The 26,395-nt window shown below is 62.8% G+C and carries 27 protein-coding genes; 8 read left to right on the top strand and 19 right to left on the bottom strand.

Annotated features, from left to right (window positions below; all coding sequences use genetic code 11):
- Window positions 1–21 precede the first annotated feature (21 nt).
- The 4 genes from AC1D1B_RS13900 to AC1D1B_RS13885 all read right to left on the bottom strand — a co-directional run bounded on the left by AC1D1B_RS13900 (window position 22) and on the right by AC1D1B_RS13885 (window position 4,084).
- The gene (locus AC1D1B_RS13900; RefSeq protein ID WP_477332983.1) at window positions 22–813 is read right to left on the bottom strand and encodes an ATP-binding cassette domain-containing protein; all 792 of its coding nucleotides are present in this window, start codon (window positions 811–813) and stop codon (window positions 22–24) included.
- The gene (locus AC1D1B_RS13895; RefSeq protein ID WP_477333317.1) at window positions 813–1,760 is read right to left on the bottom strand and encodes an ABC transporter permease; all 948 of its coding nucleotides are present in this window, start codon (window positions 1,758–1,760) and stop codon (window positions 813–815) included. The genes AC1D1B_RS13900 and AC1D1B_RS13895 overlap by 1 nt, the downstream gene beginning before the upstream one ends.
- Before the next feature lie 228 nt (window positions 1,761–1,988).
- Window positions 1,989–2,969 carry a sugar ABC transporter substrate-binding protein gene (locus AC1D1B_RS13890; RefSeq protein WP_477332981.1) on the bottom strand — a complete coding sequence of 327 codons (981 nt, stop codon included), beginning with the start codon at window positions 2,967–2,969 and terminating at the stop codon, window positions 1,989–1,991.
- A gap of 95 nt (window positions 2,970–3,064) precedes the next feature.
- The gene (locus AC1D1B_RS13885) at window positions 3,065–4,084 is read right to left on the bottom strand and encodes a sterol desaturase family protein (RefSeq protein ID WP_477332979.1); all 1,020 of its coding nucleotides are present in this window, start codon (window positions 4,082–4,084) and stop codon (window positions 3,065–3,067) included.
- A gap of 282 nt (window positions 4,085–4,366) precedes the next feature.
- Here AC1D1B_RS13885 and AC1D1B_RS13880 point away from each other — a divergent pair, with 282 nt between their 5' ends.
- Window positions 4,367–5,404 (top strand): LacI family DNA-binding transcriptional regulator, encoded by a 1,038-nt coding sequence (locus tag AC1D1B_RS13880; protein WP_477332978.1) that lies wholly within the window; start codon window positions 4,367–4,369, stop codon window positions 5,402–5,404.
- 247 nt (window positions 5,405–5,651) lie between these two features.
- Here the strand turns inward: AC1D1B_RS13880 and AC1D1B_RS13875 are convergent, their stop codons facing one another.
- The 5 genes from AC1D1B_RS13875 to AC1D1B_RS13855 form a co-directional block, all read right to left on the bottom strand.
- Window positions 5,652–5,978 (bottom strand): MocE family 2Fe-2S type ferredoxin, encoded by a 327-nt coding sequence (locus AC1D1B_RS13875; RefSeq protein WP_477332976.1) that lies wholly within the window; start codon window positions 5,976–5,978, stop codon window positions 5,652–5,654.
- 71 nt (window positions 5,979–6,049) lie between these two features.
- The gene (locus AC1D1B_RS13870) at window positions 6,050–7,015 is read right to left on the bottom strand and encodes a sugar ABC transporter substrate-binding protein (RefSeq protein ID WP_477332974.1); all 966 of its coding nucleotides are present in this window, start codon (window positions 7,013–7,015) and stop codon (window positions 6,050–6,052) included.
- A 114-nt stretch (window positions 7,016–7,129) separates the two neighbouring features.
- Window positions 7,130–8,134 carry a sterol desaturase family protein gene (locus AC1D1B_RS13865; RefSeq protein ID WP_477332972.1) on the bottom strand — a complete coding sequence of 335 codons (1,005 nt, stop codon included), beginning with the start codon at window positions 8,132–8,134 and terminating at the stop codon, window positions 7,130–7,132.
- Window positions 8,135–8,141: 7 nt separating this feature from the next.
- Complete coding sequence (locus AC1D1B_RS13860; protein ID WP_477332970.1) at window positions 8,142–8,933, bottom strand: 3-methyl-2-oxobutanoate hydroxymethyltransferase; 792 nt, start codon at window positions 8,931–8,933, stop codon at window positions 8,142–8,144.
- A gap of 256 nt (window positions 8,934–9,189) precedes the next feature.
- Entirely contained in the window at window positions 9,190–10,197 is a 1,008-nt protein-coding gene (locus AC1D1B_RS13855) for a LacI family DNA-binding transcriptional regulator (protein WP_477333316.1), read from the bottom strand.
- A 344-nt stretch (window positions 10,198–10,541) separates the two neighbouring features.
- On the opposite strand from AC1D1B_RS13855, the gene AC1D1B_RS13850 reads away from it, so the two are divergent.
- From AC1D1B_RS13850 to AC1D1B_RS13825, 6 genes are all read left to right on the top strand, one after another.
- Window positions 10,542–11,186, top strand: coding sequence for a 50S ribosomal protein L25/general stress protein Ctc (locus AC1D1B_RS13850; RefSeq protein ID WP_477332968.1), 645 nt, complete (start codon window positions 10,542–10,544; stop codon window positions 11,184–11,186).
- A gap of 21 nt (window positions 11,187–11,207) precedes the next feature.
- Window positions 11,208–11,933 (top strand): aminoacyl-tRNA hydrolase, encoded by a 726-nt coding sequence (gene pth / locus AC1D1B_RS13845; protein ID WP_477332966.1) that lies wholly within the window; start codon window positions 11,208–11,210, stop codon window positions 11,931–11,933.
- A gap of 95 nt (window positions 11,934–12,028) precedes the next feature.
- The gene (ychF, locus tag AC1D1B_RS13840) at window positions 12,029–13,132 is read left to right on the top strand and encodes a redox-regulated ATPase YchF (protein WP_477332964.1); all 1,104 of its coding nucleotides are present in this window, start codon (window positions 12,029–12,031) and stop codon (window positions 13,130–13,132) included.
- Between the two features lie 211 nt (window positions 13,133–13,343).
- A complete protein-coding gene (gene corA / locus AC1D1B_RS13835) occupies window positions 13,344–14,318 on the top strand; it encodes a magnesium/cobalt transporter CorA (RefSeq protein WP_477332962.1) in 975 nt (324 codons plus the stop codon).
- Between the two features lie 188 nt (window positions 14,319–14,506).
- Window positions 14,507–14,968 (top strand): MaoC family dehydratase, encoded by a 462-nt coding sequence (locus tag AC1D1B_RS13830; protein ID WP_477332960.1) that lies wholly within the window; start codon window positions 14,507–14,509, stop codon window positions 14,966–14,968.
- Window positions 14,965–15,426, top strand: coding sequence for a MaoC family dehydratase (locus tag AC1D1B_RS13825; RefSeq protein ID WP_477332958.1), 462 nt, complete (start codon window positions 14,965–14,967; stop codon window positions 15,424–15,426). Before AC1D1B_RS13830 ends, AC1D1B_RS13825 begins: the two co-directional genes overlap by 4 nt.
- Window positions 15,427–15,514: 88 nt before the next feature.
- Here AC1D1B_RS13825 and AC1D1B_RS13820 read toward each other — a convergent pair whose 3' ends face one another.
- From AC1D1B_RS13820 to petA, 6 genes are all read right to left on the bottom strand, one after another.
- Entirely contained in the window at window positions 15,515–16,060 is a 546-nt protein-coding gene (locus AC1D1B_RS13820; RefSeq protein WP_013529989.1) for an adenine phosphoribosyltransferase, read from the bottom strand.
- Window positions 16,061–16,069: 9 nt separating this feature from the next.
- On the bottom strand, window positions 16,070–17,215 hold the full coding sequence (locus tag AC1D1B_RS13815; protein ID WP_477332956.1) for an alpha-hydroxy acid oxidase: 1,146 nt from the start codon (window positions 17,213–17,215) through the stop codon (window positions 16,070–16,072).
- A gap of 166 nt (window positions 17,216–17,381) precedes the next feature.
- Window positions 17,382–18,077, bottom strand: a complete 696-nt coding sequence (locus AC1D1B_RS13810) for an acid phosphatase (protein ID WP_477332954.1) — start codon at window positions 18,075–18,077, stop codon at window positions 17,382–17,384.
- Window positions 18,078–18,203: 126 nt separating this feature from the next.
- On the bottom strand, window positions 18,204–19,076 hold the full coding sequence (locus tag AC1D1B_RS13805; RefSeq protein ID WP_477332952.1) for a cytochrome c1: 873 nt from the start codon (window positions 19,074–19,076) through the stop codon (window positions 18,204–18,206).
- 23 nt (window positions 19,077–19,099) lie between these two features.
- Complete coding sequence (locus AC1D1B_RS13800; protein WP_181061344.1) at window positions 19,100–20,443, bottom strand: cytochrome b; 1,344 nt, start codon at window positions 20,441–20,443, stop codon at window positions 19,100–19,102.
- 16 nt (window positions 20,444–20,459) lie between these two features.
- Window positions 20,460–21,020, bottom strand: coding sequence for a ubiquinol-cytochrome c reductase iron-sulfur subunit (gene petA, locus AC1D1B_RS13795; RefSeq protein ID WP_181061343.1), 561 nt, complete (start codon window positions 21,018–21,020; stop codon window positions 20,460–20,462).
- Window positions 21,021–21,336: 316 nt separating this feature from the next.
- On the opposite strand from petA, the gene AC1D1B_RS13790 reads away from it, so the two are divergent.
- Window positions 21,337–21,681: a cupin domain-containing protein gene (locus AC1D1B_RS13790; protein WP_477332950.1), complete on the top strand. Its 345-nt coding sequence runs from the start codon at window positions 21,337–21,339 to the stop codon at window positions 21,679–21,681.
- Window positions 21,682–21,702: 21 nt separating this feature from the next.
- On the opposite strand, the gene AC1D1B_RS13785 is transcribed toward AC1D1B_RS13790, so the two are convergent.
- The 4 genes from AC1D1B_RS13785 to AC1D1B_RS13770 are packed head-to-tail and all read right to left on the bottom strand — an operon-like array spanning window position 21,703 to window position 26,230.
- Window positions 21,703–22,014, bottom strand: coding sequence for a DUF6665 family protein (locus AC1D1B_RS13785; protein ID WP_477238612.1), 312 nt, complete (start codon window positions 22,012–22,014; stop codon window positions 21,703–21,705).
- A gap of 9 nt (window positions 22,015–22,023) precedes the next feature.
- Window positions 22,024–23,907 carry an ABC transporter ATP-binding protein gene (locus AC1D1B_RS13780; RefSeq protein ID WP_477332948.1) on the bottom strand — a complete coding sequence of 628 codons (1,884 nt, stop codon included), beginning with the start codon at window positions 23,905–23,907 and terminating at the stop codon, window positions 22,024–22,026.
- 10 nt (window positions 23,908–23,917) lie between these two features.
- Window positions 23,918–25,813, bottom strand: coding sequence for an ABC transporter ATP-binding protein (locus AC1D1B_RS13775; RefSeq protein ID WP_477332946.1), 1,896 nt, complete (start codon window positions 25,811–25,813; stop codon window positions 23,918–23,920).
- Window positions 25,814–25,840: 27 nt separating this feature from the next.
- A complete protein-coding gene (locus AC1D1B_RS13770) occupies window positions 25,841–26,230 on the bottom strand; it encodes a hypothetical protein (protein WP_477332944.1) in 390 nt (129 codons plus the stop codon).
- Window positions 26,231–26,395: the final 165 nt, after the last annotated feature.

The following is a 26,395-nucleotide window of genomic DNA, read 5'->3' as shown; positions in this document are numbered from 1 at the left end:
GGGAGGAGGAGATGGGCATCTTCACTGCGTCGCGCTGAAGCTCTCGATCTCGGCTTCAAGCTCGGCCATCTGCTCGCCGCCGGCCATCAGATCGGTGATGGCTTCGCGGCTTTTCTCACCCTTGCGGAAATCAGCGGCCTTGGAGCCTCTGATCAGCACGGCGAAGTGATCGCCGACGGTCAGCGCATGGACCACATTGTGGGTGATGAAGATGACCGCGATGCCCTTGCGGCGTGCCTGCAGGACGATGCGCAGCACATGCGCCGCCTCCTTGACGCCAAGCGCTGCGGTCGGCTCGTCGAGGATCAGCACGCTGGCGCCGAAATGCACGGCGCGCGCGATGGCCAGCGCCTGGCGCTCGCCGCCGGACAGTCCGCCGACAAGTCGGTCGCCGTCATCGATGCGGGTGATGCCGAGCTGGCGCATCTCGGTGACGGCGATCTCATTGGCCCGTTTGCGGTCGTAGATGGTGAGCGGCCCCCAGCGCCGTGTCGGCTCGGCGCCGACGAAGAAGGAACGGCCGATGCTCATCAGCGCGAACGTTCCGCCAAACTGGTGGACGGTGGCGATGCCATGGTCGCTGGCGTCGCGCGGGCTGGCGAATTCGACCGCCTTGCCGTCCATTTCCATTGTTCCCGATGTCGGCTTGTGGACGCCGGAGAGGATCTTGATCAGCGTGGATTTGCCGGCGCCATTGTCGCCGAGCAGGCACAGCACCTCGCCTGCGTTAACCTCCAGCGAAATGTCGTGGAGCACGTCGATCGGACCGAACGACTTGTTGATCGCGGTCAGCCTGAGCAAGGGCGTGGTCATCAGCGGGCCCTCTGTTTTGTGCGCGGCGCATAGGTCAACGCCATTGTGCGGAAGGTGTTGTTCATCAGCACGGCAGCGAGCAGCAGGACGCCTATGATCAGGCTCGCCCAGTTGGCGTCGAAACCGGTGTAGAAGATGCCCTGGTTGACGATGGAGAAGGTCAGCGTGCCGAGCACGATGCCGACCACCGAACCGTAGCCGCCGGTGAGCAGCACGCCGCCGATGACCACCGCGATGATCGAGTTGAAGATGAAAGACTGTCCCGCCGCCACCTGGGCGCTGTTGTAGAGGATCGCCTGCGACATGCCGACGAAGGCTGCGCACAAGCCGCTGCTCATGAACAGCGCGATGGTGACCCGGTCGGTCGGGATGCCGGCATTGCGGGCGCTGACGGCATCGCCGCCCATGGCCAGGATCCAGTTGCCGAAGCGCGAGAAATTCAGGATGAAGCCGACGACCAGGATGATGGCGATCCACCAGAACAGGGTGACCTGAAACTTGCCGCCGAGATAGTCGCCGAACAAAAGCTTGGCGGTCGGCCCGCTCTTCAGCGCCACACTCGTACTGCCGGACAGGATGACCGAGAGGCCGAGCGTCAGGCCGGCCAGCGCGAACAGCGTTGCGAGCGTGACGACGAAGGACGGCACCTTGGTGCGGATCACCAGGACCCCGTTGATGAAGCCGACGGCCAGCCCGAGGCCGAGCGCTGCGAGAATGCCGACGATGATTGGCAACCCGTAATGGCCCGAGAGGATGGCAATGGTCATTGAGCTGGCCGGGATCATCGACCCGATGGAGAGATCGAGGTGTCCGGCAATCATCAGCAGCCCCACCGGAAGGGCGATGATGCCGAGTTCCGAAGCGACGTTGAGCCAGCTGGCGGACCCGCCGGCCGACAGGAAATTGGCGCCGCCGAAGATCGAGAAGAAGACCAGAACGGCAATCATGCCGATCAGCGAGCCAACCTCTGGGCGCCGCACCAGGCTGCCGATCGAGGGTATCGAAGAATGCGGGGGCGCTGTCGCTGCCACCGCGGGTTGGTGATGGGCTTGGGATGTCATCAAAATGGTCCCTGGCTTGGACGATGGGGAGCCGGGCGCGGCCTTTCTTCGCGGCGCCGGCTGGCGATGTCCGGCCCTCGGATGCACCTCGGGCCAGACACTCAGCGACGGGCGTTACCGGGCGCCGGCCGCCGCGCCACCCATCGTTGCGGCGACATTGGCTGCGTCGACGATCCCCGGCCCGGTCAGAACCGGTTTCGTCGGCAGGTCCAGCCCATAGTTGACGAAGCCGTTGAGCAACGACACAGCGAGATAGCCCTGCAGATAGGGCTGCTGGTCGACAGCGAACAATTGTGTGCCGTCCTTGATGCGCTGCAGACCGGTTTCGTCCATGTCGAACGAGGCAAGCTTGACCTTGTCGCCGACACTGGCCTGGCTGATGGCATTGGCCGCGCTGTTGGCGTCGCCGGCGCTGATGGTGATGACACCGTCGAGCGTATTGTCTTTCAACACGGCCGCCTTGATGGCCTCGGCGACCGCGGTCGGGTTGCCGAAGCTGGATGAAGGCAGCGGCAGCTGGCTCGATTTGCCGCCGCTCTTGGTGATGGCGTCCGCGATGCCCTTGCAGCGGTCTTCGGTGTTGGTGGAGCCCGGCAAGGTGTTGACGCACAGAACGTTCTTGGCGCCATGGCTGCCGAAATAGGCGCCACCGCCCAGACCAGCCGTGTATTCTTCGTTACCGACATAGTTCATGGCGCCGAGCCGCTTGGCTGCATCCATGCCGCCGGAATTGTAGATGATGAGCGGCACGCCCGCGGCAACGACTTCCTTGAAGGCGTCATCCATCGCCTCCGGCACCCAGTCGGGGCCGACGATGGCGCTCGGCTTCTGGCTGAGCGCGGTGCGGATCAGCTTGGCTGCGTCCGGCCCGAGATTGTCGTAATTCTGCGGACCGAGCCAGGTGACCGAGCCGCCGGTGAGTTCAGCGACCTTGCCGGCGTCGTCTGCGCCCTTCTTGACCTTCGACCAGAACGGGTCGTCCGCCTTGCCGCCGATGACGAAGATCTTCGCCCCGTCGGCTATCGCCGCTGTGGCTGATGTCGCCAGCACGGCGGCCGTCATCATCGCCGTCAAAAAGTTCGTGGTGCGTTTCATGTCATTTCCTCCCGGTTGCCGTCCTCGGACGGATTTAGAAAAACGTTGAATTCATCTGCACGCGCACCTCTCCCGTTGCGCGTGGCGTCAATTGATCAATGGTTCGCCGCGGCCTTGGCGTTCATGCGTTCCTTCTTTTTCTGGAAGCGGGCGTCCATCGCGGCGTCGCCGTCCCTGGTGCCGTCGTGCCAGGTGCCGAACCAGCGATCGAGCGGGATCAGCCCGTCGCCGCCGTAGTTCACCTCGAAGTATTTGTGGTGCAGGTAGTGCGCGTAGGCATGGCTATCGACGGCCGTGTCCTCGCTCACCTCAAGCTTGTCGAAGCCGAGATGACCGTTGACGGCGCCGAAGCCGGCAACATGCAGCTGGAACAGCGCAACGATCGGATTGGACGGGATGATGAGGTGCCAGAAGGCGACCGCGTGATAAAGGAAGCCTTCCACCGGATGCATCGACAGCGACGACCACGGCGAGGGGTTGATCGAATTGTGATGGACCGAATGGATCCAGCGATACAGCGGTCCCCAGTGGATCAGGCGGTGGATAAAGAAGAAGTGCACCTCGTGAATGGCCGGCGCGATCAGCACCAGTGCGGCGAGGTAGACTGGATGATCCGACCAGCTGAGCCACGGTGCGTAGCCATTGGCAAAGCACCACAGGAAAATGACTTCGACCACGGTCCACAACGGGATGGTGATGAAGAACGAGCGCAGGAAGTTGTCGAGGTTCTGGCTCTGGAACCAGAACACATCCGAAGGCGCATCGCCTGGAAATTTGTGGTTGTATTTGAACCGCGTCGCCTGGGTGCGCCTGATGTAATAGCGCAACTCGAAGATGCCGTAGAACACCAGGATCGCAGCGGCGTTGACGGCGTAGAGCCACAGCGCCCAGCCCCAGCTGAGGGTTTTCATCGTCTCGACGCCGGGGACGACATAGAACCAGTAGATCAGCGCCGTGGCCATGTGGAACGCATTCCACGGCCAGATATAGCCGGGCAGCCATGCCAGGATTTTCGGCAACCTGGGCGGCCAGTTCAACAACGGCGCCCCCTCGATGCGCCCGTTCGGCTTCCAGTCACCGCGCTTGTCGCGCGCGCCGTATTTGAGATCGTCCATGCAAATCCTCCACCCACAAAGCGCACCGGCCATGCCCAGGACGGCCCGCACGCGCACGCTGCCTGACACCGCCGGGGCGGTGGGCGAAAACCCGTCTGCGCTGTGCTGCTGCTGTCCCTGGGCTGGCGGTGCGTCCGCCTTGCTTGCTTTTCCCGAGATAAACATCTTGATCCAAAATGAATCAAGAATAGAATGTTTATTCCAAACCTATTGTGTCATTCATATCAATCGCGCACGGCAAATGATATCGTCGTATCAATTGCTACAGACGGATGAGACAAAATGGATCAAAACAAGCGGCCAACGATCAGGGATGTCGCCGCCGAGGCCAATGTCTCGGTGGCCACCGTCAACCGGGTGCTGAGCGGCGCCGGCGCCGTCCGCCAGGGCACGCGCGAGCGCGTCAGGCTGGCGGCCGAGCAGATCGGCTTCTACGGCATGGGCGCGCTGCGCAGCCGCATAGCGGCCGCCCGGCCGCGGTACCGCTTCGGCTTTCTGCTGCACCAGCCCGGCCGCGCCTTCTATCGCAACATCGCCGAGGCGCTGCGCGCGGTGGCGCCTGCCATGCCTGACTGCGAGATAGAGTTGCGCACAGAGTTTCTCGACGATCTGTCACCGCAGAACGTCGCCGCCCGGATGCTGGCCTTGGGCGCCGAATGTGATGCCGTCGGCGTAGTCGCCGCGGTCCATCCTCTGGTCACCCAGGCGGTCGATGCGCTGCATGCCCGCAACGTCCCGGTCTTCGCGCTGATTTCGCAGATCTCGGCCACAGGCCATGTCAACTATATCGGCCTCGACAACTGGAAGGTCGGGCGCACCGCAGCCTGGGTGTTCGAGCATGTCTGCCGGGCGCCCGGCAAGCTCGGCATCCTCGTCGGCAACCATCGCTATCGCTGCCAGGAGATGAACGAAAGCGGTTTCCGCTCCTATTTCCGCGAGCACGCGCCTGATTTCACGCTGCTGGAGCCGCTGCTGACCTTCGAATCCAGCGCGATCGCGCAGGAGATGACCGAAAAGCTGCTCAACGAGAATCCGGATCTGTCCGGCCTTTACGTCGCCGGCGGTGGCATCACCGGCGCCATCGCAGCACTTCGCTCCACCGGCCGCGCCGGCAGTATCGTCGTCGTAGGCTACGAACTGATGGACTCGACCCGCCCGGCGCTGCTCGACGGCACGCTGACCTTCGTCATCTCGCACCCACTCGTCCGCATCGCGCAGGAAGCGCTGGCCGGCATGGTCCGCGCCGTCTCGGCGCCGAACGAGGGCGGCAACGTCACCACCATCCTGCCGTTCGAAATCTACACCCGAGAAAACATCTAGGCGGTGGATATCTCCAACGAGTTCACAACGCGATCGGAATAGCCTACCTCGGGCGCTAAAGGCAGCTTTGGACCTCGACATGTCCAATCATGGGCAAAGCACAAAGTTCAAAGTGCAATACCAAGCATTGCCACCGACTTGCACCCTTTCTTTTTCAACTGTCTAATGAAGTCAGCCAGTTCGATGGCTTCTATTTCGCCGGCCGCACAACGCGCGTCCAGGAACAAAGTCGACTGCCCCGCCTGGACTAGGCTCCTGTTGTTGGCATCGCAACCAGGACGGAGCCCTCCTCGACCCTCGCAGGATAGATCTTGAGATTGACGCAAGGTGGCAGGCGCTTTGCCGCGCCGGTGCGATAATCGAAGGCACCGGCATGCTTGGGGCATTCGACCTCGTAGTCCATGACCAGCCCGTCGGCGAGATGGACGGCCTCATGTGTGCAGAGGCCGTCCGTGCAAAAAACCTCGTCGTCGGGTGAGCGGAAGACCGCGTAGGTCCGACCTTCGTGGTCGAAACGGCGGGCACCTTCCTGTTCGATATCGTCGAGGCCGCAGACCGTGATCCAGCTGGACATTTTTTCCTCTATGGGTTGCGGCCGGGCCTCCGGAACGGCAATGACAGCCGCCCAGAGGCCCCGTCCTGGGATTAGTTCTTGTTGAGGTAGTCGGCCGCGTTGGCCGGCGTCACCAGCTCGAACGGCACGTAGACGACGCGGTCGACCTTCTCGCCCTTGGCCAGCGCGAGTGCGGCGTCGACACCGCCGCCGCCCTGCCCCTTGGCGTTCTGGAACACCGTCACAGAGAGGTCGCCGGCCTTCATCGACTGCAACCCGTCCTGCGTGGCGTCGATGCCGCCGACGACCACGTTCTTCATGTCGATGCCGTTGGCCTTCAGCGCCAGGATGGCGCCGATAGCGGATTCGTCGTTGTTGGCGATGACGGCGTCCGGCGCGCCACCGGCGGTCAGCCAGTTGGTCATCAGGTTCTGCGCATTGTCGCGCGACCATTCGGACGACTGCTTGTCGACGATCTTGATGAAGTTGCACATGTCGGTGCCGAAGATCTGCTCGACATCCTTGGTCCGCTGCAAGGCCGCCTGATGAACCAGGCTGCCCATGACGATGTAGGCGTTGGCACCTGCCGACTTGCCTTTAGCGCGCAGCATCTTGCACACCTCGAACGCTTCCAGAGTGCCTGACTCCACCTCGTTGGAGCCGACATAGACCTGTTTCTCCGGCAGGTTCGCCATGTCTGACGGTTCGAGGTTGACGAAGACCAGTGGGATGCCGGCCTTGGCGGCTTCCTCGCTGAGCGTCCTTGACGCATTGGTGTCGACCAGCGTGACGATGATGGCGTCGACGCCGCTGGCGATGAAGTTCTTGACCTGGTCGAGCTGCTTGGCGACGTCGTTCTGCGCGTCCTCGACCTGGATGCCGGCGCCCTTCTCCTTGGCGCGGGCCTGCATGCCGTCCCTCAGCAACGTCTGAAAATTGTTGTCGAAGTTGACGATGCTGACGCCGATTTTTGCAGCCATCGCATTGGTCGACATAGTTGCGGTGAATGCCGTCGACATCAAGGCCGCCAACGCTGTCGAAATGAGAAGTTTCTTCACGGTTTTCCTCCCTTGCGGATGGAGTGCCGGTTCACTCCTCCTTTGACTTCCGGCCCTTGCGGGATGGCTTGCGATGACAGCCGGAACCGCCTCGCGTGACTGTCTTTTGGGTTGTCACTGGGCGGCGTTGGCGCGCGCCTTCTTCTTCTCGTAGCGGGCCTGCATGCGGGCCTCGCCTTCCTTGCTGCCGTCGTGGAAAGTGCCCAACCATCGGTCGAACGGGATGAGCCCGTCGCCGTAGTTCACCTCGAAATATTTGTGATGGAGGTAGTGGATGTAGGCGTGGCTATCGATGCTGGTGTCCTCGCCGAGTTCGACCTTGTCGAAGCCGACATGACCGGGAATGGCGCCGAAGCCGGCATAGTGGAGCTGGTAGAGCGCGAGCAGCGGGTTCGACGGGATGATCAGGTGCCAGAATGCAACGCCGAGATAGCCGAACTGCTCGACCGGATGCATCGACAGCGACGACCACGGCGAGGGGTTCACTGAATTGTGGTGCACCGAATGCACCCATTTGTAGAGCGGCGGCCAGTGGATCGCCCGGTGCAGCAGGAAGAAATGCGTCTCGTGGATGATCGGCACCACCAGCGCCAGGCAGAACAGGTAGACTGGGTGCTCGGCGACAGTTAGCCACGGCACGTAGCCATTGGCGTAGGCATAGAGGATCGCCACCTCGATGGCCGTCCAGATCGGCATGCCGGTACCGAAGGTGCGCAGCATGTTGTCGAGGTTCTGATTCTCGAAGAAGAACGCCTTGCTCTTCTGCTCGGATGGCCATTTGCCGTTGTATTTGAAGCGGTTGCCCTGGGCTCTCAAGATGTAGAGTCGAAGCTCGAAGACGCCAAAGAAGACGAGCAGCGCCGCACAGTTGACGAGGAAGAGGCGCAGGATCCAGCCGACGGAGAGCGTCTTCATCACCTCGACGTCGGGCAGCACGAAACGCCACCACGCCACCGCCGAGAGCGCGAAGAGCAGATTGTAGGGCAGGAAATAGCTCGGCAGCCATTTCAGCAGCGCCAGCGGGCGCGGCGGAAAGGTAAACAGCGGCGCGGTGCCGGCCGCTTCGTCCGGTGCCCAGTCGCCGCGCTTGTTGCGTTTGCCGTATTTCAGGTCGTCCATGCTGGTCTCACAGGGATTGGGAAAGGGTCAAAAAGCGGTCGTAGGCGGCATCGTCCATGTCGACCTGGTGCTTGGCTTCGGGGTAGCTGCCCGCGGCCACGTCGCGGTCGAAGGCGCGGAAGGCGGCGATGCGCTTTTCCTGCAGCTCCGCCTCCAGCGTGACGAAGTCGGCGTAGCGCTTGGCATGGCGCGGATAGTGGCCGGCATGCGTGCCCAGCACGTCGCTGGAGAACAGATATTGCGTGTCGCAGGCCGAGCCGCAGCCCATGCCCATGGTGATCAGCGGGGTCGCGCGCGTGATGTGCTCGGCCAGCCGCACCGGAACCACCTCGACCTCGATACAGGCCGCACCTGCATTCTCCAGATCTTTCGCCGCGCGCAGTACCTTGAATGCTTCTTCCGCCGTGCGTCCGATGGCGCGGAAATTGGTCCAGGTGGCGCGGTTCGGCACCAGGCCGACATGGCCGGTAACCGGGATACCCTCTGCCGCCATCGCCTCGATGAAGCGCGGTGAATGCGAGCAATAGACGGCGTCAGCTCCGCGCCGCAGCATGGCAAAGCCGAGCCGTACCGCCTCGTCGGGCGAGGCGACCGCGCCATGCTGCATGCCGACCGACAAGAAGGCGAGAGGCGCCGCCTGACGGATCAATTCCAGATTGTGGTCGGGCTCGCTGGAGAGGATCACGATATTGCAGGCGACAGCTGCGGCGGCCTCGGCCGGCGTGTCGACGTGAAGCTGCAGCCATTTGCGGCTGCCCTTGGCGCTCCTGAGATCGTAGGCCGTCAGCCGTCTCGTCACTCGTCGTCCTCCCCTTCACGATCGCATATGCGAAAATGCCCCCTCACCCGGATTGCCTGATTTGCGGCAATCCGACCTTTCCCCGAGAGGAAAGGGCGATCGTCTGCGCTTGGCGCCAGCCTCTTCTCCCCTAGCGGGGAAGGCGGATGCGAAGCGGCCGGATGAGGGGGCGAACTTCATATGCGATCGCCTTCCGTTCGCGGGGAGTTAGCACCACAAGGGAGGCGAAGGCCTGCTATACCTTGATCAAATCAGATCAAAGGTTCTCGGCGGTGAATGTGACGAAGCGGATTGGCGGGTTCTCGACCGGCAGGTCGTGCAAGCTCAATGTCGCAAGCACGAGATCCATGGCGCGCCTTGCCTGCGCCTCGGGTGCCTGGTCAAGCACGACATCCATCGTGCCCTCGCGAAGTGCGACGGCACTGCGCTCGGTGAGCTCGTGGCCAACGAAGAAGACCCGGCGGCCGAGCGGGTGGCGCTTCAGTACATCGTTCAGCGCGGCGTTCGCGCCACCGGCATTGTAGAGGCCTGCAAGGTCCGGCCAGCGCTTCAAGGCTTCCAGAAGCTGCTCGGCGTTGCGGTCGCCGTCGTCATGACCGAACAGTGCACCGACCAGTTCGAAGTCGTCGGTCGCCGTCTGCATCAAATAGTCGAAGAAGCCGCGCACCCGATCGCGATGCACGCGGTAGATTTGACTGTGGCAGACCGCCACCACCTTGCCTGGCCGCCTTTGCATGCGCGACAGCATGAGTCCGGCCATGCGCCCGGCCGCGTAGTTGTCGATGCCGACATAGGCGCCGCTGGTGCCGGAAATCTCAGTGACGATCTGCACGGTCGGGATGTTCTCAGCCTCGAGCTTCCTCAAGGCGGCGCCGACCAGCGGATGGTCGGGAACGGCGAGGATCAGGCCGGCGCGGCGCATCTCGGGATCAAGAATGCGCCGGGCGATGGCCGCCGGGTCCGCCTCATCGAGAAAGGTGCGGTGGACGGTAATGGCGCGGTCGAGCGTCGCGGCTATGCGCTCGAAGGCGCGGGAGAGACGGGCAAAGAAGGTAGCGTCCGGGCGCACCAGGATGACCTCGATCCTGATCACGCCGCGATGGGCTTCCGGCAGGCGGCGCGGATAGTCGAGCGAGCGCGCGGCGGCAACGACCTTTTCGACGGTTGCGGGCCTCACCCCGCCCCTGCCGTTCAGCACGCGCTCAACCGTCGCGGTACCGACCCCGGCGCGGCGAGCGATCTCAAGGAATGTGGGCGTCGAAATCTTGGTTCCTCGCAGTCGCGAAACCGGAACCTGCCAGTCGCATCGGCTCTTTGCAAGACGCATGCATTTCCAGGTCGACGCTGTATATTCACGCAGCCGATGCCGGCATAAGGCCCGTAAGGCTCATGGCTTGCACCCTTTCCCGCCTTCCGCTATAGAGCCGCCACCCGCGTAGACACCCTTGGAGGCAACGCGGCGGAAGGCTGCCTTCCCTTGTGATCCCGAATAAAGGTCCGCGTATGCGGCTTCTCGCATTCGGACATCCAGGCCTGGCGGCTTTCGACGTTTACGGTCCAGGCACATTGCCCGCCGCAAACGCTCCATAACACGCGAAAGGAAATGCCATGAGCCACGATACTTACGAGCTCAAGGCCGAAGCGCGCGAACAGGTCGGTAAGGGGTCCGCCCGTGCAGTTCGCCGTAACGGTAAAGTGCCTGCAGTCATTTACGGCGACAGACAGCCTCCCCTGGCTATCGCGCTGAACTACAAGGACGTCTACTACAAGATCCACGGCGGCGGGTTTCTGACCACGATCGCCACGATCGACGTCGACGGCAACAAGATCCAGGTTCTGCCCAAGGATTTCCAGCTCGACCCGGTCAAGGATTTCCCGGTCCATGTCGACTTCCTGCGCATCGGCAAGGACACCCAGGTCAATGTCGACGTGCCTGTCCACTTCATCAATGAAGACAAGTCGCCCGGCATCAAGCGCGGCGGCGTGCTCAACATCGTGCGTCACGAAGTCGAGTTCCACTGCCCGGCCAATGCGATCCCGGAATTCATCACCGTCGATCTCACCGGCGCCGACATTGGCGATTCGATCCACATCTCGGCTGTGACCCTGCCGGCCGGCGTCAAGCCGGTGATCTCCGACCGCGACTTCACCATCGCGACCATTGCCGGCTCCTCGGCGATGAAGCCGGAGACGGAAGAGACGGCGGAAGCAGCAGCCCCCGAAGTGGCGGCCCCTGCTGCCGAAGAGAAGTAATTTTCAGGCCCGGAGCAGACGATGCTTGTCTTTGCAGGCCTCGGCAATCCGGGCGCGAAATACGCTGATAACCGGCACAATGTCGGCTTCATGGCGGCGGACGCAATCGCCCGCCGCCATTCCTTTTCGCCCTGGTCGAAGAAGTTCCAGGGCCTGATCGCCGAAGGCACGATTGCCGGCGACAAGATTCTCCTGATCAAGCCGCAGACCTTCATGAACCTGTCGGGACAGGCGATCGGCGAAGCCTTGCGCTTCTACAAGCTCGGCCCCGAAGCACTGACCGTCTTTTATGACGAGATCGACCTGCCGGCCGGCAAATTGCGGGTCAAGGTCGGCGGCGGCGCCGGCGGCCATAACGGCATCCGCTCGCTCGACCAGCATGTCGGCAAGAATTTTCGCCGCGTGCGCATCGGCGTCGGCCACCCCGGTGTGAGGGAAATGGTGCACGGCCATGTGCTCGGCGATTTCGCCAAGGCCGACCGCGAATGGCTGGACGTGCTGCTCGGCACCATCGCCGACGATGCCGGGTTGCTGGCGAAGGGCGACGACAGTTCCTTCATGAACCGGGTGACGCTCGCCCTGCGCGACAAGCTCGTGCCGACCGGCGATGACGACCGGCCGCCGCCCAAGGCGCCTAAGGCACAGAGCCGCATCCGCCAGGCGCGGCCACAGCAGGCGCCGACCAAGCTGCCGGAAAGCGGTCCGATGGCCGCGATGCTGAAGAAACTGTTCGGCAAGAAGGACTGAGTGTCGACGCTATCGGGACCGCAGGGCTTGACGTTCCTCACCCCTATCGCCCATAGCCCTCATCAAATTTCGATTTCCCGATAGGACCGGACAAAATGGGTTTCAAATGCGGCATCGTTGGCTTGCCCAACGTCGGCAAGTCGACGCTTTTCAACGCGTTGACCAGGACGGCGGCGGCGCAGGCCGCCAACTATCCGTTCTGCACCATCGAACCGAACACCGGCGAGGTGGCGGTGCCCGATCCTCGGCTGCAGAAGATCGCCGCGACCGCCAAGTCGAAGGAGATCATCCCGACCCGCATCTCCTTCGTCGACATTGCCGGCCTGGTGCGCGGCGCCTCCAAGGGCGAAGGGCTGGGCAACCAGTTCCTCGCCAACATCCGCGAGGTCGACGCCATCGTGCATGTGCTGCGCTGCTTCGAGGATGACGACATCACCCATGTCGAGGGCAAGATCGACCCTGTCGCCGACGCCGATACAGTCGAGACCGAGCTGATGCTCGCCGACCTCGACAGCCTCGAGCGCCGCATCGTGCAGTTCCGCAAGCGCGCCGGCAGCAAGGACAAGGAAGCAACCACCGTGTTGCCGATGATGGAGGCTGCACTCGAACTCCTCCAGGCCGGCAAGCCGACCCGCATCCTGCTCAAGGGCATTTCAGCGGAGGATTTGCGCATCCTGCAGGGGCTGAACCTGTTGACCTCGCACCCCGTGCTCTATGTCTGCAACGTCGCCGAGGCCGACGCTGCCACCGGCAACGAGCACACCAAGGCGGTGGAGAAGATGGCGACCGCGCAGGGCGCCGGCACGGTTGTCATCTCGGCCGCGATCGAGGCAGAAGTCGCCCAGCTCTCCGACGAGGAAGAGATGGAATTCCTGTCTTCGCTCGGGCTCGACGAGCCTGGCCTGAACAAGGTCATCCGCGCCGGCTACGACCTGCTGCACCTGATCACCTATTTCACCGCCGGGCCGAAGGAAACGCGCGCCTGGACCATCCACAAGGGCGACAAGGCCCCGCAGGCCGCCGGCGTCATCCACACCGATTTCGAGCGCGGCTTCATCCGCGCCCAGACCATCGCCTACAACGACTACATCACGCTGGGCGGCGAAGTGGCGGCCAAGGAAGCCGGCAAGGCGCGCGACGAAGGCAAGGAATATGTCGTCCAGGACGGCGACGTGCTGCTGTTCAAGTTCAACACCTGAGCCTCCGGGCGGATCGCGGGCGGCGCGCTGACGGCGGCCGATCACAGCGTCGTCAAGTGGAAGACCGGCATGCTGCTTAGCTTGACTGCCCTTGGCACCGGGTCTAAGGCCGTCTGCATGCGACTTGGCCGCCCCCGTGGGGAACGGCTGCACCTGCAAGACCCATCGCTATCGAACGAAACCTCTTGGGCTCAACCAACGGAGACCGGCGATGATCAAGGCCTTCGTCGTCGACAATGACCGCCTGCGCCTCGCCGACGATCTTGTGGCCAATGGCGATCAGGTCGTCTGGGCCGACCTTCTCAATCCGACCAAGGAAGAGGAAGCAACGATCGAGACCTGGCTCGGCGTCGCCATTCCGACGCGCGAGGAGATGGAGGAGATCGAGATTTCGAGCCGCCTCTATATCGAGGACGGTGCCTATTTCATGACCGCCACTCTGCCGGCGCAGACCGAGGTCGACGATCCGCTGATGTCGCCGGTCACCTTCGTCCTTGCCGGTCCGAGACTGGTCACCATCCGCTATCATGAGCCGAAGGCGTTCAAGACCTTTCCGCTGCGCGCCGAGAAGGTGGCGACCGGCTGCACCACCGGCAACACCATCCTGATCGGCCTGCTGGAGGCGATCGTCGATCGCCTCGCCGACATTCTCGAACGCGCAGGCCGTGACATCGAGACGATCTCGCGCGACATCTTCGAAGCGCGCTCGACCAAGGTGAACAAGCGCAACCGCGATTTCCAGGAACTGCTCAAGGCCATCGGCCGCAAGGAGGACATCGCCTCCTCGATCCGCGACAGCCTGATCTCGCTGCAGCGCCTCACCGGCTTCCTTGCCCATGTCGCGACCCAGACCAAGATGAGCAAGGACATCCGCGCCCGCATCAAGACCGTATCGCGCGACGTGCTGTCGCTCGCCGACCACGCCACCTTCCTGTCGCAGAAGATCTCGTTCCTGCTCGATGCCACGCTGGGCATGATCTCGATCGAACAGAACGCCATCATCAAGATCTTCTCCGTCGCCGCCGTCATCTTCCTGCCGCCGACGCTGGTGGCCTCGATCTACGGCATGAATTTCGACATCATTCCGGAGCTGAAATGGGAGCTCGGCTATCCCTTCGCTATCGGCCTGATGATCCTGTCGGCGATCCTGCCCTTCTGGTATTTCCGCCGCCGCGGCTGGCTCTAATGCATGTCGCTCAAAAGTGGTCCCGGTTTTGAGAGAACGACATGCATAAAAACAAAAAACTAAAGCGCGTCGCCTGATTCCGTTCAAACGCGAGGCGCTTTAGGCCCAACAGAATTCGCTTGACCAAACGCCTCCCGGACGGCATCCGGATGCCCGGTGATCGTACAACCTTGAACCGGATTAGGATCATGACCGGAAAAAGCTGGGCCTATGAGGATTTCACCGAGGGCGCGTCGATCGACCTCGGCGCCAAAAAGGTGAGTGCGGCCGAGATCGTCGAATTCGCCGCCGAGTTCGATCCGCAGCCGATGCATCTCGACGAGGAAGCTGGCAAGGCCAGCATCCTTGGCGGGCTCGCTGCCTCCGGCTGGCACACCTGCGCGATCTTCATGCGCATGTTGTGCGACGCCTTCCTGCTCGACTCGACCGCGCAAGGTGCGCCCGGCATCGACCATGTCAAATGGAAGAAGCCGGTGCTGGAAGGCGATACGCTTTCCGGCAGGACCGGTGTGGTCGCCAGGCGCCTGTCGAAGTCACGCCCTCAGCTTGGCCTGGTCACGTTTCGCAGCGAGTTGCTCAACCAGCGTGGCGAAAGTGTCTTTGAACTCGAAAACACCGTCATGTTCCTGACCCGGGAGGCGGGCGCATGAGCCTCGACGAGTTCTTCCGCATTGGTGAAACCATCAACCTCGGTTCGCACACATTCGACGCCGAGGCGATCAAGGCGTTCGCCCGCAAATACGATCCGCAGCCTTTTCACGTCGACGAGGAGGCGGCAATGAAAAGCGTGTTCGGCAGCCTCTGCGCCTCAGGCTGGCACACCGCCGCCACCTGGATGAAACTCAGTGTCCAGGCCCGCATGGATGCCGGGTGGACCGGCCCCGGCCCGGTGCCCGAATTCGGCCCCTCGCCCGGTTTCAAGAATCTGAAATGGCCAAAGCCGGTCTATGCCGGCGAAACCGTCACCTTCATGCGCACGGCCCTGTCCCACCGCCCGCTCGCCACCCGCCCCGGCTGGCGGCTGCTCGCGCTGCGCTCGGAGGGCGTCGACTCGGCAGGCGACAAGGTGCTGGAGTTCGACAGCGCCGTGCTGGTGAAGGCTGAGTAGGAAGTAGGAAGTAGGGAATAGGCAGTAGGCAGTAGGCAGTAGTGAGTGCTGCGCCTTGCATGGAATGCGGAGCTCCCTACTCCCTACTCTAATGCCCTTCAAACCCGATCAACGTCCGCACCGGCACACCCAGTGCTTCCAGCTTGGCGCGCCCGCCCAGATCCGGCAGGTCGATGACAAAGCAGGCGGCAAGAATATCGGCACCGATCTGGCGGAGCAGCTTGACCGCTGCTTCCGCCGTGCCGCCGGTGGCGATCAGGTCATCGACCAGGATCACCTTCTCCCCCGGCGCAACGCCGTCCTTGTGCATCTCCATCTCGTCCAGCCCGTATTCCAGGCTGTAGGCGACGCGCACCGTCTCGTAAGGCAGCTTGCCCTTCTTGCGGATCGGCACGAAGCCGGCTGAAAGCTGATGCGCCACAGCGCCGCCGAGGATGAAGCCCCGCGCCTCGATGCCGGCGATCTTGTCGATCTTCTGCCCGGCATAGGGATGCACCAGCTCATCGATGGCGCGGCGGAAGGCGCGCGCATTGCCGAGCAGAGTGGTGATGTCGCGAAACAGAATGCCAGGCTTGGGATAATCCGGAATGGTGCGGATCGCGGCGAGCAGCGTGTCTTCGAGTGACGATTTCATGGCTTGAACTTACCTGAATCGGAGATTCGTGCGCGACAATTGTTCGATGGAACTGCAGCCCATCAGCTTCATGCCGCGCTCGATCTCGACCCGCATCTGCCCGAGCGCCCGCTCGACGCCTGGTTGGCCGGCCGCCGCCAGCGGGAAAAGATAGTAGCGCCCGACGCCAACAGCCTTGGCGCCCAGCGACAGCGCCTTGAGCACATGCGTGCCGCGCTGCACGCCGCCATCCATGATGACGTCTATTCGGTCACCAACGGCATCGACGATCTCGGCCAACTGGTCGAACGCCGCCCTCGAGCCGTCCAGCTGTCGGCCACCATGGTTCGACAGCACAATGCCGCTGCAGCCGATCTCGACGGCACGTTTGGCATCCTCCACCGACATGACGCCCTTGAGGCAGAACGGACCTCCCCACAGCTTGACCATCTCGGCGACGTCGTCCCATGTCATCGACGGATCGAGCATCTCGGTGAAGTAGCGGCTGATCGACATCGTGCCGCCGCCCATGTCGACATGCTCGTCGAGCTGCGGCAGCTCGAACCCCTCATGGGTGAAATAGTTGATCGCCCAGCCCGGCTTCAGCGCGAATTGCAGCATGCCGGCAAGGCTGAGCTTGAAGGGGATGGCAAAGCCGGTGCGCTTGTCGCGCTCGCGGTTTCCTCCGGTGATGCTGTCGACGGTCAGCATCATCACCTCGACGCCAACCGCCTTTGCCCGCTGCATCATCGCCCGGTTGAGGCCGCGGTCCTTGTGGAAATAGAACTGGTAGACCTGCGGGCTGCTGCTGATCCTGCGTGCTTCCTCGAGGCTGACGGTGCCGAGCGAGGACACGCCGAACATGGTGCCGAATTTGGCCGAAGCCTTGGCCACCGCGCGCTCACCCTGATGATGGAACAGCCGCTGCAAGGCGGTCGGCGAGCAATAGACGGGCATTGCCAGCTTCTGGCCCATCACCGTCACCGACATGTCGATCTCGCTGACACCGCGCAATACGTTGGGGACGAGGTCGCAGCTGTCGAAACTCTCGGTGTTGCGGCGATAGGTGACTTCATCGTCCGCCGCGCCGTCAATGTAGTTGAAGATCGGTCCAGGCAGCCGCTGCTGCGCCATGCGCCGGAAATCGGAAAAGTTGTGACAGTCGCGTAGCCGCATCATCGATTTCCAAATGCCATGGCGAAAGAAGCTGCTGCGTCGAATATCAATCCGATGCCGCCATGCCAACGGGCGAATTGCCGAACTGCCTCTTGGTCACAGCCATGAACGAAAAAGGGACGCCTTTGGCGCCCCTTTCCGTCGAAAGCCGACTATTGGGAATAGCTTACATGCCGAGATCGGAACGCAACTCGGCCTTGGCTATGTCGTACTCGGCCTTGAAGTCGTCCCGGTTAAGCAGGACGGCGGCAATGACGCTGCCGGAAATCTTGCCCATCTCGACATCGGACGGATAGTGGATGCCGCCGACCACGCGGTTGTGGGCATACTCGGCCGCACGCGCCATGATCACGGCGCGCTTTTCCGGAACCATGTCGGCCAGGATAATGCCCATCATGGTGCCGACCGTGGCATGGCCGGAAGGCCAGGAACCAGAGCTCGACAGCTTGACCACCGGCTTGACGAGATCACTGAGCTGGTGCGGTCGCGGGCGCTTCCAGACATCCTTGGCCGGGTCGACGACCGCGCCTTCGGTGGCCACGACACGATCGAAGAAGGCTGCGAATTTCGGCAGCTTTTCCTTGTTGAAATTCGGCCCCATGACATTGGTGAAGCGCCAGACGTCTTCCTCGGCGTCGGCAACGGCGCTGGCCTCCATTTCGGGCGTGCGCGTCACCTGCAGCGTCAGCACGGCGCCGAGCTCGGCCTTGGTCTCGGCCGAATCATTGGCCGGTGGCGGCGGCAGGATCATCGTCAGGTCGACGTCCTTGTTGGTGACGAAGGGTTTTGCGTCTTCGGCCTGGGCGGCCGAGCCGGCGATGAGCAGCAGCAGTCCTGCCGCAAGCGATGCGTATCTTTTCATGGGTGCGATCCTTTGATGAGGGCGGCACAGGATCGCCAGCGGCAGTGACGGCCGTGTGACAAGCCGCCTCCGGAAAAGCAAAAGGGCGCCTCGCGGCGCCCCTTTTTTATAGGTGGCTGGCAGCGCTTAGTGCGCCACGCCTTCCCACACCTTGCGCTTGGTCAGATACATCAGCGTCCCGAACAGAAGCAGGAACACCAGAACGCGGAAGCCGGTCTTCTTGCGGTCTTCCATATGCGGCTCGGCGGCCCACATCAGGAAGGCCGAGACGTCGCGCGAATACTGGTCGACCGTCTGCGGCGAGCCGTCATCATAGGTGACCTGGCCGTCGGACAGCGGCTTGGGCATCTTCAGCGACACGCCGGACATGAAGTAAGGATTGTAGTGCGTGCCTTCCGGGATCACCATGCCGGCCGGCGGCGTCTGGTCGTAGCCGGTCAGGAGCGAATGGATGTAATCCGGACCGCCCTGGGCGTACTGGGTGAAGATGTCGAACACGAAGCGCGGGAAGCCGCGCTCGACGCCGCGTGCCTTGGCCAGCAGCGACATGTCCGGCGGAGCAGCGCCACCGTTGGAGGCAGCGGCTGCCTGCTCATTGGCGAACGGCGCCGGGAAATAGTCGGACGGCTTGCCCGGGCGGTCGAACATGTCGCCGGCATCGTTGGGACCGTCATGGATGGTGTATTCGGCGGCAAAGGACTTCACCTGCGCCTCTGAATAGCCCAGGCCTTCCAGCGTGCGGAACGCCACCAAATTCATCGAATGGCAGGCCGAGCAGACTTCCTTGTAGACCTTCAGGCCGCGCTGCAGCTGCGCCTTGTCGTAGGTGCCGAACGGACCGGCAAAGCTCCAGTCCATTTCCTTCGGTTCGTCGATCGGGAAATGCGTCGGTGCTGCCGCGTTGTGCGCCTCTTCAGCGGCCATCGCCACGGTGCCGACCGCTCCGATGCCGCCAGCAAACAGGCCTAGCAAGGCGAGCGAGGTGAGAATCTTTTTCATGCCAAATCCCCTTAGATTCTCGCTCAGCCCTTGGTTTCCGGCGCGGAGGTCGCACCGGCCGGATGTCCCCCACCGGCACCCTTGTTCTTCTCCAGCACCGCCTCGGTGATCGAATTCGGCAGTCTGCGCGGCGTCTCGATAAGGCCCAGCACCGGCAGCGCGACCAGGAAGAAGGCGAAGTAGAACAGTGTCGCCGCTTGAGCGTAGCCAACGTAGTTGCCCGAGACCTCACCTATCAGGAGGGTCAACAGACCACCGCCTTCCGCCGGCTGCGAGCCCAGCCATCCGAGCAGGACAGCGTCGGCGACGAACAGCCAGAAAAACAGCTTGTACCAGGGCCGATAGACCGCCGAGCGCACCTTGGAGGTGTCAAGCCACGGCACCAGGAACAGCATGACGATGGCGCCGAACATGCACAGCACGCCGCCGAGCTTGGAGTTGATCGGCCCGATGTTGAAGGTGATGGCGCGCAGGATCGCGTAGAACGGCAGGAAGTACCATTCCGGCACGATGTGGGCCGGCGTCTTCAGCGGGTTGGCGATCGTGTAATTGTCCGGATGGCCGAGGAAGTTCGGCAGGTAGAAGACGAAATAGGCGAAGAGGAACAGGAACACGATCATGCCGAACGCGTCCTTGATGGTCGCATAGGGCGTGAAGGCGACGGTGTCGGTCTTCGACTTGACCTCGATGCCGGTCGGATTCGACTGGCCGACCACATGCAGCGCCCAGACGTGCAGGACGACGACGCCGGCAATCATGAACGGCAGCAAATAGTGCAGCGCAAAGAAGCGGTTGAGCGTCGGATTGTCGACGGCGAAACCGCCGAGCAGCAGCTGCTGGATCCAGTCGCCGACCAGCGGAATGGCGCTGAAGAAGCCGGTGATGACGGTGGCGCCCCAGAAGCTCATCTGCCCCCAGGGCAGCACATAGCCCATGAAGCCGGTTGCCATCATCAGCAAGTAGATGATGCAGCCGAGGATCCACAGCAGCTCGCGCGGCGCCTTGTAGGAGCCGTAATAAAGTCCGCGGAAGATGTGGATGTAGACGGCGACGAAGAAGAACGAAGCGCCGTTGGAATGCATATAGCGCAATAGCCAGCCCGAATTCACGTCGCGCATGATCTTCTCGACCGAATTGAAGGCGAGATTGGTGTCGGCCGTATAGTGCATGGCCAGCACGATGCCGGTCAGGATCTGCGCCACCAGCATAATCGCCAGGATGCCGCCGAAGGTCCACGCATAGTTCAGGTTGCGCGGCACCGGATAGGCGATGAAGCTGTCATAGACCATGCGCGGCAGCGGCATGCGGGCGTCGAACCAGCGTTCGATACCGGTCTTGGGCGTATAGGTCGAGTGTCCCTCGCTCATCGAAATATCCCCTGGCTCAACCGATAAGGATTTTGGTATCGGAAATGAACTTGAATACCGGCACGGCCATGTTTTCCGGCGCCGGGCCTTTGCGGATGCGGCCGGCGGTGTCGTACTGCGAACCGTGGCACGGGCAGAACCAGCCGCCGAAATCGCCTTCCTGGCCGAGCGGAATGCAGCCCAGATGCGTGCAGACCTGCACCATCACCATCCAGGCTTCCTTGCCGGGCGTGGTGCGGTTGGCGTCGGTCGCCGGCGCATCGGCCGGCAGATTGGCGTTGCGGGCGATCGGATCCTTGAGGTCGGCAAGGTTGACGGTCTCGCCGTCCTTCATCTCTTGCTCGGTGCGGTTGCGCACCACGACCGGCTTGCCGCGCCATTTGACGATCAGCGACATGCCAGGGGTCAGTGAGGAAACGTCGACCTCGACCGAGGCCAGCGCCAGCGTCGAGGCATCGGGGCGCATCTGGTCGATGAACGGCCAGGCGACGGCCCCTGCGCCAACCACTGCGGCCATGCCGGTGGCGACGTAGAGAAAATCACGACGGTTGGGATCCTGGGTGTCGGTTGCGCTCACGGGTGCCTGATCCTTTCGCCTCTTCCGAGCCGGCGGTCGAGCTTTGTTCCCCGCTCCATCGCGCCGGCCCGACAGCGCATGGCGAACAAGCTAGCGAATTCCTCCGGCATTTGGATTTCGGTTTATGCGTGAAGCCCGTTTTTGTCCAGCGGGGTGAGGCCACAAGGGCAGATTGTCGCGGGGACAAAACACCGTGTCAGTCGGCCAGACGCCAAACGGCCGGGAAAGGCGGCTAAACAACAGGGAAATCTCAGCAAATCCGAGGCTCGCCGCCCTGTCTCGACAGGACAGGTTGCCGTGATCTAGTCTCGCCGATATGGCACACATCATCGACCGCGAGACCTGGACCAGGACGCCCGGCCGCTGGCAAGGCGAACTGCAACTAGGCGCCTACGGCTCCAACTCCTGCCTGATCTTCAACTATCAGCCGGAGGTCGGCGGCGGCCCGCGCCTGCACACGCATCCTTATTGCGAGATCTTCATCATTCGCCAAGGCACCGGCCTGTTCACGATCGGCGACCAGCGGATCGAGGCCACGGCCGGTCAGATCCTGATCGTGCCGCCGAACACGCCACACAAATTCACCAATCTCGGACCCGGCCCTCTCGAATCGACCGATATCCACGAAAGCGGCAGTTTCATCACCGAATGGCTGGAATGAGTGTTTGTCGGCCGGCGGCCTTTAGCTGGCGCCGAGCCTGACCAGAACCGCCCTCGGGATGTCGTATTCGCGGATCACCGACTCGTGCCGGCGCAAGCCGCAGAGTTCGCGCTGGATGAAATAGGCGTGCACTGCCGCGGCGGCTTCCTTCAGCAGCCGGGCGCGCTGGTCTTGCTCACGATTCTCGCGCAGCTTCTTCAGCGTTTCCTCGACACGTTGGCCGGTACGGCCAAGCGCAGCCGCTTTTTCGGCCAGGATCTCGTGGCCGAGCAGGTCGAGCGCGCTCTCCTGCGCGCTGCTTTGTCCAAAATTCGAGGGCATTCTGACCGACATGATCGCGTTCTACTCCGCCGGCCGCGTCTCTTCCAGCACGCTTTCCTCGTGATAGAGGAAGCCGCCGGACTGCCGTTTCCACAGCCGCGCATAGAGCCCGTCCAGCGCAACCAGCTCGTCATGCGTGCCTTGTTCGACGATGCGGCCGCCGTCCAGCACCACGAGCCGGTCGAGTGCGGCGATGGTCGACAGCCGATGCGCGATGGCGATGACCGTCTTGTTCTCCATCAGCCGGGTCAGGTTCTCCTGGATCGCCGCCTCTATGTCGGAATCGAGTGCCGATGTCGCCTCGTCGAGGATCAGGATCGGCGCATCCTTGAGGAAGACGCGGGCGATCGCCACGCGCTGGCGCTGGCCGCCCGACAGTTTCACGCCACGCTCGCCGACAAAGGCCTCGTAGCCAGCACGGTCCCGGTTGTCGCGCAGGCTCAATATGAACTCGTGCGCCTCGGCCTTCTTCGCCGCAGCGACCACCTCGGCATCGGTTGCATCGGGCATGCCGAGCTTGATGTTGTCCCGCAGCGAGCGGTGGAACAGGGCGGTATCCTGGCTGACCACGCCGATATTGGCGCGCAGCGAATTCTGTGTCACCTCAGCGATGTTCTGGCCGTCAATGGTGATCTGTCCGCTCTCGAGGTCGTAGAGCCGCAGGATGAGGTTGGCGAGTGTCGTCTTGCCCGCACCGGACGGCCCGACCAGCCCGACCTTCTCGCCCGGCCGCACGACGAGATCGATGCCGTTGAGCACGCCGAAACCTTTGCCGTAGTGGAATTCGACATTCTTCACGTCGATGCGGCCGCCGACCACGACAAGCTCCCTCGCATCGGGCGCGTCGACAAGCCCAAGCGGCTGCGAGATCAGCGCCTTGGAGTTTTCCAGCACACCGAGGTTTCGCAATATGCCGTTGAGCTGCATCATCACCCGTCCGAGCAGCATGTTGAGCCGCAGGACCAGGGACAGTGTGAAAGCGACGGCGCCGACGGTGATCGACCCTTCGACCCAGAGATAGACGGCAAAGCAACCAATCGCGGTGATCATGATGCCCGACAGCGTCGTCAGCGCCATGCGCACGCCGGTCAGCCGCCGGGTGAAAGGCCGTAGTGCGTCAAGATAGATGTCGAAGCCGTTCCGGATGTAGCGATCGTCGCCATCGGCCGAGAACAGCTTCAACGTCTGCACGTTGGAATAGGAATCGATAATACGCCCATTGATCATCGAGCCAGCTTCAGCCGTGGCCTCGGCATGCCTGCGGATCGAGGGCAGATAGAGCTTGGCCAGCCAGGCGAAAGCGAGAATCCAGATCACCACCAGCACGGCCAGGCGCAGATCCAGCCCGGCGACCAGCGCCAGCGTCGTCACCGTATAGATGAGCATGAACCAGATGACCTCGATGAAGCTTTCCATCAGGTCGCCGGTCGCTTGCCCCGCCTGCCAGACTTTTGTCGCGATGCGGCCGGCAAAATCGTTCTGGAAGAAGGTGTAGGACTGCCGCGACACATGCCGGTGCGCCTGCCAGCGCACCAGATTGTAGAAGCCCGGCGTGATCGTCTGTTCGTTGACCAGCGCCGACAGGCCGACGACGATGGTGCGGATGACCGACACCACCACGATCATGAACACCAGCTCAGGCCCGGCGGCTGTCCACAGCGCGTGCCAGCTGCGTTCACCGGGAAGCTGGTCGAGAATGTCGACCAGCCGCCCGACGAAGTAGAACAGCCCGGCCTCGATCAGCGGCGCAACGCCGCCGATGACCAGCATGGCGAAGAAGGCGAACTTCGCCTGGCCGACATAGTACCAGAGGAAGCCGCCGACGCTTGACGGTGGCCGAAGATTCGCCGGCTCCCTGAACGGATAGACCCAGTTCTCGAACCAGCGGTAGACGGCTGTCATCATGCTGATGTCATCACTCCGCGGCTTCTCCCTTCATGCCGATATCGTGGGCTATGGCATCATTGGCGGCATCGACCGGACCGTCGTCGAGCAGGAACCCGCCCGACTGGCGCTGCCAGAGCTGCGCGTAGAGCCCGCCGCTGGCGACGAGTTCCTCGTGCGACCCTTCCTCGATGACGCGACCCTTGTCGAGGACGACAAGCCTGTCCATCGCCGCGATGGTCGACAGCCGGTGCGCAATGGCGATGACGGTCTTGCCCTGCATGAGCTTGTAGAGATTCTCCTGGATGGCGGCCTCGGCTTCGGAATCCAGCGCCGACGTCGCTTCGTCAAGGATAAGTATCGGTGCGTCCTTCAACATAACGCGAGCAATAGCGATGCGTTGCCGCTGGCCGCCGGACAATTTGACGCCGCGGTCGCCGACATGAGCGTCGAACCCTTTACGGCCGGTGTTGTCCGAAAGCCCGCCGATAAACTCCAGCGCCTCGGCCCGCCCGGCTGCCTCGACAAGCATCTCTTCCGTGGCATCGGGCCGGCCATAGAGGATGTTGTCGCGCACCGAACGGTGCAGCAGCGAGGTATCCTGCGTCACCATGCCGATCTGCGCGCGCAGCGAATCCTGCGTCACCGATGCAATCTCCTGGCCGTCGATCAGGATCCTGCCGTTCTCCAAATCGTAGAAGCGCAACAGCAGGTTGACCAGCGTCGACTTGCCCGCGCCAGAGCGGCCGACAATGCCGACCTTCTCGCCGGGCTTCACCGTCAGCGACAGGCTCTCGATGACGCCCTTCTGCTTGCCATAGTGGAAGCGGATGTCGTCGAAGCGGATTTCGCCCTTGGTGACCGCAATATCCTTCGCCCCCGGCCGGTCCTCGACCAGGCGCGGCAACGAGATCGAGGCGATGCCGTCCTGCACCGTGCCGATGTTCTCGAACAGGCCAGACATTTCCCACATGATCCACTGCGACATGCCCCACATCCGGAGCACCAGGCCGATGACCACGGCGACGGCGCCGATCGATACCGCCTGGCCGAGCCACAGCCACAGCGCCAGCGCGGTGACCGAAAACAGCAGCAGGGCGTTGAGGATATAGAGCAGGCCGTAGAGCACCGTCACCAGCCGCATCGACTGATAGACCGTGTCGAGGAAGCCGGCCATGCCTTCCCTGGCGAACGTTGCTTCGCGTCGCGCATGGGAAAACAGCTTGACCGTCTGGATGTTGGTGTAGCTGTCGACGACGCGGCCGGTCATGGTCGAGCGCGCATTGGCCTGCGCCGCGCCGACCTTGCCAAGCTTCGGGATGAAGTAGCGCAACAGCCCGATATAGCCGAGCAGCCAGAGGCCGAGCGGCGCCGCCAGCCGCCAGTCGGCCGAACCGACGATCAGCACCATGCCCAGGAAATAGACGATGACGTAGTTGAGCACGTCGATCACCTTGATGACGCATTCGCGCACGGCGAGCGCCGTCTGCATCAGCTTGGTGGCGATGCGGCCGGCGAACTCGTCCTGGTAGAAGCTCATCGACTGCTTCAAGAGATAGCGATGCACTTGCCAGCGGATGCGCATGGGATAGTTGCCCATCAGCGTCTGCTGGTTGAGCAACGAATGCAGCCATACCGTGCCCGGCAGCGCGAACAGCACGACAAAAGCCATGCCGGCGAGCTTCCAGCTCTCGGTCTGCAGGAAGGTTTCGCGATTCTGTCCGGACAGCCAGTCGACGATGCGGCCCATGAAGCCGAACATCCACACTTCGGCCACCGCGATCGCCGTCACCAGCGCCGCATCGACCAGGATGTAAGGCCAGGCGCCGCGCGTATAATGCACGCAGAAGGCAACCAGCGTCTTCGGCGGCTCGACCGGTTCCGCTGCGGGGAACGGATCGAGCCTTTTTTCAAACCAGCTAAACATAGCGATGCTCACAAATCAGTTTTCCGCTCACGCGGCGTGGGAGAAATCTCCGGACCGTACGGCGTCAGGGACCGACGGCCCGGAATCACCCGGGCCATCGGTCCTGCTTCGCGCAATATAGGGACTTGCGGGCTTTTCGCCGACAGACGCGTTCGACTGACCTGACGGCACGCCGCCGCCAGCCCGGTTTTTCGTGCCAGGCCGGATCAGCCGGATGATCCGGCGCACCAGCGACGGCCGGCTGTGGTCGGGAACCGCGCGCGAGAAATCGACATCCGGCAGCATGCCGCGATGCGGACGCCGGCGGCTCTCGGCGTGAACCGCCGACGAATAGGTCTCGCCGATCAGCAACGCCCAGGTCGCCGTCTTGCGCTCGTGCAGGCTTCTTGAACCAGGTATTCTGTAGGGATCGAACATCGGTCCGTCCTCCGTGTGAAAATAGAGATAAAAAGGCGAAGCAACATCGTGCGCCGGCATTCGGCCGGAGGCACGGATTGCATCGGTCGGGACGCGAGAACAGGCCTCGGTCGGGACACGCTCAGGTGGGGCGCTTGGCCCCTTCAACAGGTTGAAAAACATCGC

It is taken from the genome of Mesorhizobium sp. P2_C5_2 (genome assembly GCF_056404535.1).
Note: the sequence above shows the minus strand (reverse complement) of the source record. Positions and strands in the feature narration are given on the sequence as shown.

What these genes read in the sequence shown, in the direction of transcription:
- AC1D1B_RS13900 (WP_477332983.1), bottom strand. Translation starts at nt 813, where the DNA reads ATGACCACGCCCTTGCTCAGGCTGACCGCGATCAACAAGTCGTTCGGT.
- AC1D1B_RS13895 (WP_477333317.1), bottom strand. Translation starts at nt 1,760, where the DNA reads ATGATTGCCGTTCTGGTCTTCTTCTCGATCTTCGGCGGCGCCAATTTC.
- AC1D1B_RS13890 (WP_477332981.1), bottom strand. Translation starts at nt 2,969, where the DNA reads ATGAAACGCACCACGAACTTTTTGACGGCGATGATGACGGCCGCCGTG.
- AC1D1B_RS13885 (WP_477332979.1), bottom strand. Translation starts at nt 4,084, where the DNA reads ATGGACGATCTCAAATACGGCGCGCGCGACAAGCGCGGTGACTGGAAG.
- AC1D1B_RS13880 (WP_477332978.1), top strand. Translation starts at nt 4,367, where the DNA reads ATGGATCAAAACAAGCGGCCAACGATCAGGGATGTCGCCGCCGAGGCC.
- AC1D1B_RS13875 (WP_477332976.1), bottom strand. Translation starts at nt 5,978, where the DNA reads ATGTCCAGCTGGATCACGGTCTGCGGCCTCGACGATATCGAACAGGAA.
- AC1D1B_RS13865 (WP_477332972.1), bottom strand. Translation starts at nt 8,134, where the DNA reads ATGGACGACCTGAAATACGGCAAACGCAACAAGCGCGGCGACTGGGCA.
- AC1D1B_RS13850 (WP_477332968.1), top strand. Translation starts at nt 10,542, where the DNA reads ATGAGCCACGATACTTACGAGCTCAAGGCCGAAGCGCGCGAACAGGTC.
- pth (WP_477332966.1), top strand. Translation starts at nt 11,208, where the DNA reads ATGCTTGTCTTTGCAGGCCTCGGCAATCCGGGCGCGAAATACGCTGAT.
- ychF (WP_477332964.1), top strand. Translation starts at nt 12,029, where the DNA reads ATGGGTTTCAAATGCGGCATCGTTGGCTTGCCCAACGTCGGCAAGTCG.
- corA (WP_477332962.1), top strand. Translation starts at nt 13,344, where the DNA reads ATGATCAAGGCCTTCGTCGTCGACAATGACCGCCTGCGCCTCGCCGAC.
- AC1D1B_RS13830 (WP_477332960.1), top strand. Translation starts at nt 14,507, where the DNA reads ATGACCGGAAAAAGCTGGGCCTATGAGGATTTCACCGAGGGCGCGTCG.
- AC1D1B_RS13825 (WP_477332958.1), top strand. Translation starts at nt 14,965, where the DNA reads ATGAGCCTCGACGAGTTCTTCCGCATTGGTGAAACCATCAACCTCGGT.
- AC1D1B_RS13820 (WP_013529989.1), bottom strand. Translation starts at nt 16,060, where the DNA reads ATGAAATCGTCACTCGAAGACACGCTGCTCGCCGCGATCCGCACCATT.
- AC1D1B_RS13815 (WP_477332956.1), bottom strand. Translation starts at nt 17,215, where the DNA reads ATGCGGCTACGCGACTGTCACAACTTTTCCGATTTCCGGCGCATGGCG.
- AC1D1B_RS13810 (WP_477332954.1), bottom strand. Translation starts at nt 18,077, where the DNA reads ATGAAAAGATACGCATCGCTTGCGGCAGGACTGCTGCTGCTCATCGCC.
- AC1D1B_RS13805 (WP_477332952.1), bottom strand. Translation starts at nt 19,076, where the DNA reads ATGAAAAAGATTCTCACCTCGCTCGCCTTGCTAGGCCTGTTTGCTGGC.
- AC1D1B_RS13800 (WP_181061344.1), bottom strand. Translation starts at nt 20,443, where the DNA reads ATGAGCGAGGGACACTCGACCTATACGCCCAAGACCGGTATCGAACGC.
- AC1D1B_RS13790 (WP_477332950.1), top strand. Translation starts at nt 21,337, where the DNA reads ATGGCACACATCATCGACCGCGAGACCTGGACCAGGACGCCCGGCCGC.
- AC1D1B_RS13785 (WP_477238612.1), bottom strand. Translation starts at nt 22,014, where the DNA reads ATGTCGGTCAGAATGCCCTCGAATTTTGGACAAAGCAGCGCGCAGGAG.
- AC1D1B_RS13780 (WP_477332948.1), bottom strand. Translation starts at nt 23,907, where the DNA reads ATGATGACAGCCGTCTACCGCTGGTTCGAGAACTGGGTCTATCCGTTC.
- AC1D1B_RS13775 (WP_477332946.1), bottom strand. Translation starts at nt 25,813, where the DNA reads ATGTTTAGCTGGTTTGAAAAAAGGCTCGATCCGTTCCCCGCAGCGGAA.
- AC1D1B_RS13770 (WP_477332944.1), bottom strand. Translation starts at nt 26,230, where the DNA reads ATGTTCGATCCCTACAGAATACCTGGTTCAAGAAGCCTGCACGAGCGC.